Source organism: Saccharibacillus alkalitolerans, from assembly GCF_011090185.1.
Lineage (GTDB): Bacteria > Bacillota > Bacilli > Paenibacillales > Paenibacillaceae > Saccharibacillus > Saccharibacillus alkalitolerans.
The window spans coordinates 206069-219028 of the sequence record NZ_JAAFGS010000006.1 but is presented as its reverse complement, the minus strand read 5'-3'; the positions used below and the strand labels follow the sequence as shown (position 1 = coordinate 219028).

The 12960-nt window shown below is 57.6% G+C and carries 9 protein-coding genes and 2 pseudogenes; 4 read left to right on the top strand and 7 right to left on the bottom strand.

Annotation, left to right across the window (positions count from 1 at the left end; genetic code table 11):
* Nucleotides 1–112 precede the first annotated feature (112 nt).
* Entirely contained in the window at nucleotides 113–562 is a 450-nt protein-coding gene (locus GYN08_RS17435) for a hypothetical protein (RefSeq protein ID WP_166276810.1), read from the bottom strand.
* A 160-nt stretch (nucleotides 563–722) separates the two neighbouring features.
* Here GYN08_RS17435 and GYN08_RS17430 point away from each other — a divergent pair, with 160 nt between their 5' ends.
* Nucleotides 723–1460: a cyclase family protein gene (locus tag GYN08_RS17430; protein ID WP_166276807.1), complete on the top strand. Its 738-nt coding sequence runs from the start codon at nucleotides 723–725 to the stop codon at nucleotides 1458–1460.
* A 6-nt stretch (nucleotides 1461–1466) separates the two neighbouring features.
* Nucleotides 1467–1703: pseudogene (locus GYN08_RS17425) on the top strand (LysR substrate-binding domain-containing protein); the annotation flags it as partial.
* Between the two features lie 131 nt (nucleotides 1704–1834).
* Here the strand turns inward: GYN08_RS17425 and GYN08_RS17420 are convergent.
* Nucleotides 1835–3373 carry an alpha/beta hydrolase family protein gene (locus tag GYN08_RS17420; protein ID WP_235946363.1) on the bottom strand — a complete coding sequence of 513 codons (1539 nt, stop codon included), beginning with the start codon at nucleotides 3371–3373 and terminating at the stop codon, nucleotides 1835–1837.
* A gap of 190 nt (nucleotides 3374–3563) precedes the next feature.
* On the opposite strand from GYN08_RS17420, the gene GYN08_RS17415 reads away from it, so the two are divergent.
* Both GYN08_RS17415 and GYN08_RS17410 read left to right on the top strand, forming a co-directional pair.
* Entirely contained in the window at nucleotides 3564–4571 is a 1008-nt protein-coding gene (locus GYN08_RS17415) for an ATP-binding protein (RefSeq protein WP_166276802.1), read from the top strand.
* A 69-nt stretch (nucleotides 4572–4640) separates the two neighbouring features.
* On the top strand, nucleotides 4641–5273 hold the full coding sequence (locus tag GYN08_RS17410; protein ID WP_166276799.1) for an RNA ligase family protein: 633 nt from the start codon (nucleotides 4641–4643) through the stop codon (nucleotides 5271–5273).
* Between the two features lie 200 nt (nucleotides 5274–5473).
* Here GYN08_RS17410 and GYN08_RS17405 read toward each other — a convergent pair whose 3' ends face one another.
* From GYN08_RS17405 to GYN08_RS17390, 5 genes and pseudogenes are all read right to left on the bottom strand, one after another.
* Nucleotides 5474–5848 (bottom strand): PilZ domain-containing protein, encoded by a 375-nt coding sequence (locus GYN08_RS17405; RefSeq protein ID WP_166276796.1) that lies wholly within the window; start codon nucleotides 5846–5848, stop codon nucleotides 5474–5476.
* A gap of 249 nt (nucleotides 5849–6097) precedes the next feature.
* Nucleotides 6098–8089, bottom strand: coding sequence for an S-layer homology domain-containing protein (locus GYN08_RS17400; protein WP_235946358.1), 1992 nt, complete (start codon nucleotides 8087–8089; stop codon nucleotides 6098–6100).
* Nucleotides 8090–8113: 24 nt separating this feature from the next.
* Nucleotides 8114–8893: pseudogene (locus tag GYN08_RS24140) on the bottom strand (cadherin-like beta sandwich domain-containing protein); the annotation flags it as partial.
* A 1076-nt stretch (nucleotides 8894–9969) separates the two neighbouring features.
* Nucleotides 9970–11142 (bottom strand): response regulator, encoded by a 1173-nt coding sequence (locus GYN08_RS17395; protein WP_166276790.1) that lies wholly within the window; start codon nucleotides 11140–11142, stop codon nucleotides 9970–9972.
* Nucleotides 11139–12953: a cache domain-containing sensor histidine kinase gene (locus GYN08_RS17390; protein WP_166276787.1), complete on the bottom strand. Its 1815-nt coding sequence runs from the start codon at nucleotides 12951–12953 to the stop codon at nucleotides 11139–11141. The genes GYN08_RS17395 and GYN08_RS17390 overlap by 4 nt, the downstream gene beginning before the upstream one ends.
* Nucleotides 12954–12960 lie beyond the last annotated feature (7 nt).

The following is a 12960-nucleotide window of genomic DNA, read 5'->3' as shown; positions in this document are numbered from 1 at the left end:
CTTTCCTCCATCATATCAAGCGAGGGCGCGAAAAGGCAAAACGGCGGCCAAGAACGAATGAAGACAAGCTTAAGAAAAAGACGGCCGGGATTTTGTTCCCGCCGTCTTTGGTCTAACCGCGAAACTGCGCGCGCAGCCGCTCGAACCTGCGATTCTTTTCCTGGAAGTTGCCGAAGCCCAGCACGACGGCGAACGCGATCAGCAGCGCGGCCATGCCGGCGCGCATGCCGGGCGACAGCTCGCTCAGCGTCTGCTCGGGCGAACCGCCCAGCAGCATCAGAGCAAGCGCGACGATCACGGCCAGCAGGATCAGCGATTTGATCGCCTCGGCCAGCACGATGCCCCATTTCCCCGACTGCTTTTTCTTCTCCCATCTGCGGTAGAAACGCTCGTCGCTCCTCCCCTTTTCGGTCAGTTTGAAGCCGGCCGCGATCGCGACCAGAGCCACCGCGGCGTAATAGAAACCGGCGTTTCCGACCGCGATCTTGAGCGGCAGCACCAGCAGAATCGCCACCAGGCCAACGGCCGTGACGATCCGCGTCATTTTGTTGGATTCCATCATTCCTTCTTCCTTCCTCCGGAAAGTATTAATTTCCATATTAGCACACGAAAAGGAAAGGCGGAACCTGGATGCGGACACCGGATTTTCGGGCATTCGCTTGCTTCCCCGAAACGTTTGCCTTTATAATCGACAATCAAAAAGGAAAAAGAGGTGGGGACTCATGACCAACGAACTGCTGAACGCCCTCAAGCTGCTGAAACAAAAGCAATGGATCGACCTGACGCACACGTTCGGACCGGATTCTCCGCATTTCGCCGCATTCGCGCCCGCCGAATTCGAGACGCTGTTCACGCACGACGACGGATTTTTCGCTCAGCGCTTCAGCTTCCCCGGCCAATACGGCACGCACCTGGACGCTCCGATCCACTTCGTGCGCGATGCCCGCTATCTGGAGGAGTTGGAACTGAAAGAACTGGTCCTTCCTCTCGTCGTGATCGACAAGTCGAAGGAAGCGGCAGCCGATGCCGATTATTCGCTGTCCGCCGCCGAGATCGAAGCGTTCGAAGCGGAGCACGGCGAGATCGAAGCGGGCAGCTTCGTCGCGCTGCGCACCGATTGGAGCAAACGCTGGCCGAGTCAGGAACAGTTCGAAAACAAAGACGCGGACGGCCGCAACCATGCGCCGGGTTGGTCGATGGAAGCGCTGGAGCTGCTGTTCCGGAAGCGCCGGATCGCGGCCGTCGGCCACGAGACGTTCGACACCGACTCCGCCGCGGATTATACGAAAAACGGCGCGCTGCTCGGCGAATATTACGTGCTTGAACAGAACGCCTACCAGGTCGAGCTGCTGAAAAACCTCGATCTCCTGCCTCCGAAAGGCGCCGTCATTTTCAACATCGTGCCGAAAGCGGAAAAAGCGTCGGGGTTCCCGGTACGGTCGTTCGCGATTCTGCCTTGAACGGGCTTCAGCGGCCTCCACGAAGCGATCCGGGCTGTCGTCGCCGGTTACGGCGCCAACTTCGTCTCTTCGCTCGTCGTTCGGGAATACGTCGAGCGCGGAGCGCTGTGCCGCGTCCGCGTCGAAGACGCGAAGCTGCAGAACGTCGTCGCGGTGTGCACCCGGCGCGGCGAGCCTCCGTCCCCGGCGGCCGCGCGTTTTCTTGCTCTCATTCGCGAAGCGGGCGGCCGGGGAACGGCCTGAACCGTCCTTCGAACCCGGCCGAAATTCCGCTCCCTGTGCCGGCCGGACGGACTCCCTGGACGTCCGACGCGAAAATCTTCCCGAAACGGCGCGAAGGAAAGGGGGCCTGCCGCCCCCTTTCCTCCGCTTTTTCATTGCCCTTTGATCAGCGTATGATCATTCTCCGTGCCCGCTTCGAGAGCGGACAGGTCCACCCTTTCCCCTTTCAAGTATTTGCCGAAGAACGCCTCCGTATAGGTGCGGATCACGGCATGCGCGCCCCGCGGGTCCAGCCCGGATGCCGCCGACAGCAGCGGCGAATACAGCGGCGCGTCGGAGAAGCTCGTATGGTCCGTATGCGCGAGCGTCAACACGTAATTGCCTCCGTCGGCCGCATGGGCCTGACGCTCCAGCAGTTCGCCGACCGTCTCGTCGTATTCGGACCGGGAAGCGCCGATTTGCGCCAACGCTTCGTCGCTCATCGAATCCGGCCTGAACGTGCTGTCCGCGCTGATCAGCATGAACGGACGGCCGATGCCGTTCGGCGCGCGCAGCGAACCGTAAAACCCTCCGTCCATGTCGATCCCCGCCTTGAGCCGATCGTCGCTCAGCAGCGTCTGCACCGCGGCCGCGCCGCCCATCGAATAGCCGACGATGCCCATCCGCTCCGTATCGATCCGTCCCGCGAATCGCTCGGCCGCCTCGGAAATGCCCGAGCCCGCTTCCGCGCTTCCCGGACTGCCGCTCTGCGCGTCCGATCCGCCGGATTCCGGCCCGCCTCTCCCGCCGCCTCGGTCTGCGATCTCCTCCAGCCGATCCAGCACGAACTTCACATCAGGCACCCAGACGTCGTCGGCCAACCGGTCGAACGCGCCGTTGTCCAGCTCCTGGCCCGCGTCCGCGTAGAACGGCATCACCTCGCCGTCCGGGAAGACGGTCGTATTCGTGCCGCCGGCATGCTCGATACCGACCACGATATAGCCCTCCGAAGCGAGCTGCTCCGTCAGGAATGTGCTCTGCCCGCTCCATCCCCGATTGCCGTGCGAGTAGATCACGACCGGATATTCGCGCTTCGCCGCGGACAACGGCGCCGCCGCCCGCGAATGCGTGCGTACGAGCCGCATGCTGTCGAACAGCAGCGGAGGCACGCCTTCATTGCCCGCGAACGCCTCCGCGAAGACGCGCGGATCGCTCAGATAAGGCGCCGCCGCGCCCGCAGCGTCTTCGTCCGTCGGATACCAGAACTGCACGAGCAGCTCCCTGCGCTTCGCCGGGTTCTGCGCATGCACCTGCGGCCGCGTTTGATCCGTCCAGGCATACGTGACGGTGCCGACCCGGTAAGGGCCTTTCAGCGGTTCGAAAGCGAATACCGGCAGAACGACAGGCAGCAGAATCGCGGCGGTTCCGTAGAGCAGCGCGGCTGTCCCGGCGAGCAGCCGCCGGGACAAGCGCGGCTTTTTCACCTCCCGTTCCTCTCGCGCAAAAATTCTTCGCAGCATCACCGCAGCCGGCAGCAGCAGAATCGCATACAGCGGAATCAATTCCCACCTCGCGCCCTCCAGCCAGACCTGCGTCAGCAGAGCGGCGGCCGATCCGGCCAATCCGGCGGCCGCCCATCCCTTCGTCCGGGTCTTTCTCCGCAGCATAAGCACCAGCACCGCGAGATTCAAGGCCGCCAGCACAATCTCCATACTCCTCAATTCCGTTCCTCTTCTCCGTTTCTTTTTATAACACACGTGTATTATAAACATGAACTTTTAATTAATACAAGTGTATTTTAAAAAGCGACGAAGGTCCCTGCTTCCCTGTTCCCTGACGCTCGGACGGTAAATCGGGTATACTGTTTACGGGTCCCTCCCCCGGAAGGAGGTGAAATCCCTTATGAAACCCGTTCGAACCAACACTATCCATATGCTGATCGGTATCCCCGGCAGCGGCAAAAGCGTCTATGCGCAGAAGCTGGAACAAGAGACCCGCGGCGTTATCGTCTCTACCGACGCCATCCGGTTGAAGCTGTTCGGCGGCGAATCCCGGCAAAAAAACACCTACGTCATTTTCGACGAGGCGTTCAGGGAGATCGGCGCCGCGCTGGAAGCGGGCCGCGACGTGATCTTCGACGCGACCAACGTCGATCGCGACCGACGCGGCAAGTTCGTGAAGCGCTTTGCCGACTGCCGGATCGAAGCGCACGTCTTCGACACGCTGTACGAAACGGCGGTTCGGCGGATCTCTTCGCGCAAGCGCAAGCTGGACGGCAAAATCATGGCCAAATACGCGAAAAATTTGCAATTTCCGCTGCCCGGCGAAGGCTTCGAGGCCGTGCATCCCGTCCACATGCCCGACGAATCCGTGCTCTGCGGCCTCGCAGAACCGCCGCGCGCCGACGAGCTTCGTTCGGAGATCGAGCGGCTGCTTCGTCAGGAAGCCGGACACGACGAGCTGTTCGCCGTTCTGTCGGCCTTCCCCCTTTTCGCGCAGATGCTAGGCTACGATCAGGGCAATCCGTTCCACACCCGCACGCTGTCGCAGCATACGTACGCGGTGCTGGAATATGTGAACGCCTTTTACGAAGAAGACGACCGGCTGGCCATGCAGTGGACGGCGCTGCTGCACGACATCGGCAAGCCGTTCTGCAAAACGTGGAAAGAAGCGCGGGGCTACTATTCGTACTTCGGACACGAACACGTCTCCGCCTCGATCGGCTGCCATCTGCTGAAGGCGCTCGGCTACAGCGACGACTTCGCGCTGGACGTGGCGGGCCGGATCGAATGCCACATGGAGATTCTGCACGGCGGCGACGCGGGCGCGTCTAACATTTATCATCTGCTCGGCGGCGAGAAGCTGGCCAAGATGTACTTTTTCGCGGAAGCCGACACGTATGGAAAGTAGAAAAAAACGAACCGTTCATCGAGGAATTCACGCGGCAAGATTCATAGAAAGAACAAGCGAGGCGAACCCATGAAAATCAAATATCCGAAAACGATGCACCTGCCCTGGTCCAGAAGCTATACGGACGACGACAAGATTTTGCGGGACACGGCGCATTTTGTCGGCAAAGAAGTGGTCGTAACGGAGAAAATGGACGGGGAAAACACGACGATGTACCCGGAGTCCATCCATGCGCGGTCGCTCGACAGCAAAGACCATGTCTCCCGTCACTACGTCAAGACGCTGCATGGCGGCATCCGCTATCTTATTCCGGAAGGCTGGCGGCTGTGCGGGGAAAATCTGTATGCGAAGCATTCGATCAAATACGAGCAGCTTCCCGATTATTTTATGCTGTTCTCGGTCTGGGACGATCATAACGTCTGCCTGTCGTGGGACGACACGGAGCGTCTGGCACGCGAACTTCATATCCCGACCGTTCCGGTGCTGTATCGGGGCGTATGGGACGAAAAAACGATCAAAGCCTGCTACACCCGCATTTCGAACTGCGGCGGGGAACAGGAAGGCTATGTCGTCCGGCTGGCGGACTCTTTCGCCTACGACGACTTCAAGCGCAGCCTGGCCAAATTCGTGCGCAAAAACCATGTCCAGACGGACGAGCACTGGCTCAGCAAACCGGTCGAACCGAACGGATTGAAGCGCTGACGCAGGCGCGGATTCGCTGAATGCCGAATGATTCAAAAAAACGCGAATGACGAGTAAAGGAGGGTTTCCCATGTAATCCGCAGAGCAGTTCGCGGCAGACGGCCGCCATACGTACAGGTGTCTTAATGTTTGGTTTCGTTCGATTGTTTCCCGTCTTCATCCTCGCCATACCAAAAAAGCCGAAATCGCGAAGACCCGGCTTACATAACCCTTATCCGGTCGGCACCGGCCAATTCTCTCATTTCTCTCGACAGCACTTCCTTGTACTCCGGCGCGATATGAAGCTGCACGCCGTAATCGTAGCCGTCTTCCTCCCGACGGTTCCAGCGGAGCGTACCTTCCAGCCGAAGCATGTCCACGTTCAGTACGATGTTCAGTCCGATACGAATTTCGTTCTTGTCCACCGGTATGCCGAGCGGCATCGAAATCCGGCATCCCGAGCGGCTGACATCCCGAAGTTCCGCCCTGATCGGCTTCTCCGGAGCGGCTGCGCCGTTCAAACTGATAATCCACATTTCAAACGCGATCGGTTCCTTCAGCACGTAACGGAACGGATCTTTTCTGCGGTTCTGCATAGTCTTCCCCTTTCCCCTTGATCCAAGCCCAATCGGTTTCTTCATTTCTATCATCGACAAAATCGGGCGGAAACTTTACATTTCGCGAAGGAGAACGAAAACGCGGCCATGTTCTCCTCTCGGCTTCCGCTTTTGGCGCTTGCAGCTGCCCACTTGCGTTTCCGTGCCCGCGCGCGCAAAAAAGCCGCGGCCGATCATCCGCCGGCCGCGGCTTGCTGCTTTACGAATCGTTACAGCTGTTTTTCGTTCTTAATCGATCAGCGCTCCGTGCTGCAGCAGGCGCTGCGCGACAGCTGCCGACTCGGCGCGGGACAGCGTCGCTTCCGGATGCAGCCATCCGCCGCTGCCCTGTACCAGTCCGAGCGAAAGCACGCTCTCCGCGGAGTCTTTCGCCCAACCGGCTACATCTCCGCGGTCGCGGTATCCGCTCAGTTCGCTGCTTCCGTCCACGATCCGGATCGGCACGATCTGCGTGGCGCGGTTCAGAATCGCGAACGCTTCCTGACGGGTAATCGTGGCGTTCGGACGGAACGTGCCGTCCGGATAGCCCGTGATCAGGCCGTAACCGTTGGCTGTGGCCGCGGCTTCCGCGTACCACTCGCCGGACGCCACGTCGCTGAATCCGCCCGCTTGTCCGCTGCTCGGCAGCCCCAGCGCGCGTACCAAGATGGCGGCGAATTCGGCGCGCGTCACTGCGCCTTCCGGATTGAAGCGGTTCTCTCCCACTCCGTTTACGACCAGTCTGGACGCCATGTCGTTAACCGGCGCCTGCGACCATTTGCCCGCCACGTCCGGGAACTCCTTCGGATTCCAGATCAGCGCATAGCTGCTGTTCGTCAAGCTGTTGACCTGCGCATAGTCATTGCTTTGCACCTGCGTCACGGCTGTCGGCACATGGCGCACCGTGCCGTTCGGCTCGATCACGACGGCTGTCGTGACTCGGTTCGGGTCGATTCCGTTCGGAATCGGAAGCTCGCGCTCCACGTATTCCGTAAAGTCGTTGACTTCGGCCGTACGGCCGCCCGCCGAAGCGGTAATCGTGAAGTCGACCGGAGTCGATACGCCCGTGAAGCCTTGAGCCGCGGCGGCTTGCGTCAAGCGGTTCTGCACGTCGCTTCCGCTTTCTTCGATTACGATGTTGACGCTAAGATCGGCGGAACCCGCCTGAACGCCGAGCGTGCTCGCGGCCGTTCCCAGACGCAGCTGCGACGACGGAAGGGTGTAGTTGCCGAGCGTCGTCTCCACGCGAAGCGTGGCATTGTTCGAAGTCAGCAGGGCGGCCGCTTCGCCGGTCATCGTGGCGATGACGCGGTCTGCTTCCGTTCTGACCGGAATGACGACGCTCTGATTGCTGCCGCCCGTAAGCAGCGTCGCCAGACGCGCCGTGTCGATCGTCGCCGTGAACACCGTTTGTCCGCCGACCTGCGACGTTCCCCCGGTCGCGACGATCGTCGTCGGCTGACCGTTCACGATGACTTCCAGACCGTCAGCCGGCGTGGTTGGCGTTGTCGGTGTAGTCGGCGTTGGTGTGGTCGGCGCCGGCGTGCTTGGGACCGGCGTGGTTGGCGCCGGTGCCGGATTTACAGGACCCGGATTCGGATTTGGATTCGGATTTACCGGAGGATCCAGGCGGGTGACGGTGATCTTATAAGACTTTACGGCTTCTTCGCCGGCCGAGACCTGAATGTTGATTTCGTTAGGACCCACATTCAAAGGCACGGTTCGAGAATATTGTTCATCGGCACGCTGTCCTCCGATGGTAACAACCGCATTCGTGTCTACCGGAACCGCCGTAACATCAAGATTGTACACGGCATTCGATACGGTAGCCGTATATTCCTCTTGAGCAGGATCGAAAGGCTCATTCAACGCCCCAGGGTTAATCGTCAAGCTTTGGAGGAACGGATTCGGTTCTTCGCCTGCACGATAGACCGAAATTCTATACTCTTGACGATTGATTTCTGGGGAAACTTGGCTTCCAACGTTGTTGATCAATAACGGAGGCTGGCTTTCGTTTGTAACCACGATATTGATCTCGTTCATTCCTTCTTCAAGCTGGGCCGTGTACACGCTTCCGCTGACCGTTTCTTTGCCGTTCACGGTAATGGTTGCGTTTTCGCTCACCGCGGTCGGCACGACTTCGATTTCGCTTACTTCATTGTCCAGATAAACATTGTATTCTTTTTCAAGCGGATCGAAAGGCGGTTTCAATTCGCCCGGGTCAATTGTCAAACTTTTCAAATAAGCGCTGGATTCTCTAATTACCGAAATTTGGTATATAACCGATTTAGAGTTATAGCTGGATGGCGAAGTAACCCGAATATCGATCAAGTTATATCCTTCGCGAAGCGGAACCGATGCCGCGGATCCCGAAGTGGCAGGTAGCCATGCCGCATCGTTAACGCTAATCTCGATAGTAGATTGACTGTTAACAGCAGTAGCCGTGACATTCAAATTTTCGACGTCTGCTCCTACTTCTTCGGTCCAGTAGTAACGGTTCTCTCTGCTGAACGGTTGGCTAAGTCCGCCCGGACTGACAGCCAAGTTGCTCAGTTCGGCATCGTTTTCCCGTTCGATTATCAAATTGTACAATCGTGGAGAAGCATTTGTGTCTTGAGGCGTAACTTCAATATTTATTTGGGTATTCAAGCTGTTGTTTGACAGCGGAACCGTAAGCGAATCTCCTCTAGACACGATTTGATTATTGACTCTGACAGTCGCATATACGCTCTCCGTTACAGGAGTGACGTCGATTTGAGTCGTATCGGAAGATGCCGTCGCTATAACTTGGGGATTCGTCGGGTCAAATTCACCCTTTAATTGAGCACCTGTAAGAGTAAGGGAAGAAAGCTTGTTTTCGGTGGAAAGCGTTACTCCTCTTGCGAAAAGGGCACCCTCGTTACCGACCGCTACGGCATTCGCTCCGTTAGCGGCAACTCCGTTCAAGGAGTAGAAAGCAGGAGCGATAGTTTCTTCAGTCCAGAAGCCGTTTACAGTTCCGAAATGAGCAGCGATGGAATCAGTATTATTCACTCCTACTAACATAAGATTGTTGTACTGCTTGTTGTAGGCAATGTCGTTCCAGCCTCCAATCGAACTCGTACCTGCCGATTGGGGAGTCCAACTCGTTCCGTTCGAGGAATAATAAATTTCGTTGCTATAGGCGTTAGATACCACAAATTGATTATCAGCAAAGACAATGCCGGAAGATGCGCCGGGCATGCTGCCAAGAGAAGTCCAGTTCGTCCCGTATACCGATTCCGATACGGAAGTCGAAGAACCGGGACCTATTGTTTTTGTAGTAGCAAGAAAGTGCCCATTTCCATAAGCCACATCTAACAACCAATTGGAATTTATATCCACTTCATTGGATGACCAATTTACACCGTCGTTTGATACATAGGAAAGATAGGGTCGACCTACTGCTACATAAGTCGGTTGGTTTTGGGCGTTCAAGCCAACATTAATAGAGGAAAGGTCGGCATTTATATCCGGATTATTCACTATACTCCAATTCACACCGTTATCCGAAGAAGTGTAGATCATGCTGTTTTGTCCGACAGCATACCAATTATTATTCAAGTAGCTAACTCCGTAGAAGTTTCTTGTTTCTGTTACATTCGGACCTTGACTGACTATAATTTTCGTCCAGTTCGCCGTATCGGTCGATCTAAGTATTGTTCCGCCCTGTCCGACTGCGATCCATGCACCGTTTCCGTAAGCTACATCTTGAAGATTTCCGTACGTTTGCGAAGACAAGTTGGTCCATTGTGCCGTAGGTATATCCGCCGATGCCCGCTGCGCTCCCGGCCACACCGCCACCGGCAATAACAGCACCAACCCCAACAAAACCATAGACATACGACGAAGCAGCGAAGTCTGAACTCTCTTTTCCACTCGTTCACTTCCCCTTCCGGTCATAAGGTATTTGTCACCCATTACTTAACTTATCCATTTACGCATCTTTTATAACATAAATATCCAAAATAAATAAAAAAAGAGAAAGCTTGTTAGCTTCCCCTTTGCGCTTATCGTGCTTCTTATTCCGTTCGTTCGATTATCCGCACTGTCAAGGCGGGCAGACCCGGCGGCCCCACCCGTGCCGTGCCGCCCGCCTTTTTTCAGCACCGGGCCTTGAACTGTTCCCGGTACTCCGACGGCGTGCAGCCGATCTTTTTACGGAACACCTGAGAAAAATGCCGCACATCCGGGTAACCGACCCGCTCGGCGATGTCGCCGACTTTCAGTTCCGATTCGCCCAGCATTTCCATCGCGCGGTCCAGCCGGATCTGGGTGACGTAGTCTTTGAATCCCTGGCCCGTCTTCTGCTTGAACAGCTGGCTGAAGTAAGCCGGGTTCAGATAGACGACGGACGCCACCTTTTCCAGCGACAGTTCCGCGCCGTACCGGGCCCTTATGTACTGCAGCGCGACTTCGACCGCCTGTTCGCCGCCGCTGGCGTAATGATCGTACACCTGGTATTCCGACGATTCGCGCATGCGGCGCACTTCATCGGGCACCTGCGACGGGTCTTCGATCCTGCCCGAAACAAGCAGCTGGAACGGCTTTTTCAGGTAGCGCTTGAGACAGCTTCGCAGTTCTTCGTTCAGCGCCGCCGGGCTTCCTCCGCGTTCGATCTTGACCAGTCCCAGCAGGCTTTTGGCGTCGATGCTCGCCACGAAGCCCCGGCCGAAGGAGGCGATCAGCTCGTTCATGACGTTTTCCACGATAAAATGTTCCAGTTTGGTGTCCGTGTCGCTCTCGACATGCACCATCAGCAGGTGGAAGTCGGGGTACGACTCCGTAAACGAAGCCAGATCGATGCCGCCCAGATCGAGGCCGGACGCCCATCTCGCAAACACCGCCTCCCGCAGGAAACGCAGATTCTGCTTCAGCAGCAGGCTCTCTTTGGCCCGTATGTTGCGCTCGGCGATTTCCTCGCCCATCTTTTTAATGAGTTCGACCAGAATGTCCTTGCCGATCGGCTTGAGCAGGTAATCCCGCGCGCCGAGACGCACGGCTTTCTTCGCATACTCGAATTCCGAATAAGCGGAGATGACGACCCACTTGGTATCGGGATGCAGCGTACGGGAGACTTCCATCAGCTCGAGTCCGTTCATGCCCGGCATCAGCACGTCCGTCAGCACCAGATCGATCAGCTCGTTCTTAAGCCGCTGGACCGCATCGGTCGGCCCTTCGGCGAGTATCACTTTGTGCTGGGGGAAAGAGCGCTGAATCGTGCGCTGAATCCCGCTGCGAATAATCGGTTCGTCGTCCACGACAAGTATGTTCACGCCAAGTCCTCCTCGCCCGGAATCGGGAAGGTGACGCGCACCTTCGTCCCGCTCCCCGGTATGCTGTGAATCGTAAGTCCGTAGGCTTCCCCGTACATGAGGCGCAGCCTGCGCTGCACGTTGAGCAGGCCGATTCCGATGCGGCCGCCCTCGATATGACGTTCGGCCGCCGGCGGATAGTCCAGCAGAATCTCCAGCCGTCTGAGCGTCGCCGCATCCATTCCCGCCCCGTTATCTTCCACGATAATGTGCAGCCGGTCCTCTTCCGCTTCGGAGTAGATGCGCAGCGTTCCGCCTTCCCGAAGCGGTTCGAGTCCGTATTTGACGGCGTTCTCGACGATCGGCTGCAGAATCATTTTCGGCACCGGAGCATCCAACCAGCGTTCTTCGACGTCGATCTGCGTCAGCACCCGGCGTCCGAGCCGGGTCTCGATAATGGTCAGGTAGGATTTGAGCTGCTCCAGCTCCAGCCGCAGCCTGACGCGGGCGCCCTCTTCCCAGTCGCTGCTGTAGCGGAACATTTTGGACAGCGCCAGAATGACGCCTTCCAACCGATCGTCCTCGCGCTCGTCGAGCATCCAATAAATCATATCCAGCGTGTTGAACAGGAAATGCGGATTGACCTGCGACTGCAGCGCCTGCAGCTGGGCATTTTTCTCGCTGATCGACGCCTGCCTGATCCCCTCGATCAATCCGTCCATTTCGCGCACCATGCGGTTGAACGAGCCGACCAGCACATTGATCTCTTCATAAGATTGAATGTGCACCTGGCCTTTGAAATTGCCGCTTTCGACCTGCTTCATCTGCTGGACAAGGCGCTTGAACGGCAGCGAAAACGAACGGGAAACGACGGTGGACAGCAGGGTTGCCGCGAAAATGAGCGCGATAATGACCGTCATCAGAAACTGCTGCGTCTCGCGCAGTTCCAGCTTGAGGTCGCTCTGCGGCGCGGCGCGCAGTATAGTCCAGCCGGTCTTCTCCACCTGCGCCGCCGTGAGCAGCCAGTCCCCGCCCTCGTAAGCTCGAATTTCTCCCGCCTTCAGCAGTCCGGGCCAATCTTCCGGAACGGATTGCCAGGCTTCCGCTTCGGAACCGGTGCGTATAATATCGTGCTCGCTGCCGTCCCGGATAGCAACCTGGGTATTCTGTCCGAGGCTGGCGTTCGAGACGGCCGAGGTAATCGCGTCGGCTTCGACCTCGATCAGCACATAGCCGACCGATTTCAACCCTTCAAGCTCGAATACCTGGCGTCCGAACGCAAAAACGGGCCGGTCCGTCCAGCCGCTCATCAGCGATTTCGGATAGACGCCGAGCCAGCGGATGTCGCCTTCGGAACGCTTCAGTTCCGCGAACCACGGCTTGTCCGGGTACGACTGGACCGCCGCGCCCATCGAGCGGGCGAAGCTGTATACCTTGCCTTCGTCGGTCAGCATGTGGATGCCGACGATGTCGCTGCGCGAATAAAAAATCGCGCCCAGGATATCGGTGATCCGCCGCTCGGACTGAATCCGGGCGCTCGAGACGTCAGACGGATACGATCGGCTCAACAGCCGCATCAATTCGCCGTTGCTGCCCAGCGTCTTGGTGACGCTGTCGTATCCGTCCAGCAGCTGCTCGAACAGCGCGACGGTCTGGGACATATTTTTTTCCGCCAGGGCTCCCACTTGTTCCCGAACCTGATCGGTCGCCCGCTGATAATAGACAAGGCTTACGATCAGCAGAAGACCGAGCAGACTGAACAGGAATATCGGGAACAGCCGGCCGTAAATCGTATTTATTTTTTGGGTCAAAGGTTTCGTTAAGCGTCTCATAGCCTCA

Coding starts and splice junctions, on each gene's coding strand:
- GYN08_RS17415 (WP_166276802.1), top strand. CDS start 3,564: ATGAAACCCGTTCGAACCAACACTATCCATATGCTGATCGGTATCCCC.
- GYN08_RS17435 (WP_166276810.1), bottom strand. CDS start 562: ATGATGGAATCCAACAAAATGACGCGGATCGTCACGGCCGTTGGCCTG.
- GYN08_RS17405 (WP_166276796.1), bottom strand. CDS start 5,848: ATGCAGAACCGCAGAAAAGATCCGTTCCGTTACGTGCTGAAGGAACCG.
- GYN08_RS17430 (WP_166276807.1), top strand. CDS start 723: ATGACCAACGAACTGCTGAACGCCCTCAAGCTGCTGAAACAAAAGCAA.
- GYN08_RS17390 (WP_166276787.1), bottom strand. CDS start 12,953: ATGAGACGCTTAACGAAACCTTTGACCCAAAAAATAAATACGATTTAC.
- GYN08_RS17410 (WP_166276799.1), top strand. CDS start 4,641: ATGAAAATCAAATATCCGAAAACGATGCACCTGCCCTGGTCCAGAAGC.
- GYN08_RS17420 (WP_235946363.1), bottom strand. CDS start 3,373: ATGGAGATTGTGCTGGCGGCCTTGAATCTCGCGGTGCTGGTGCTTATG.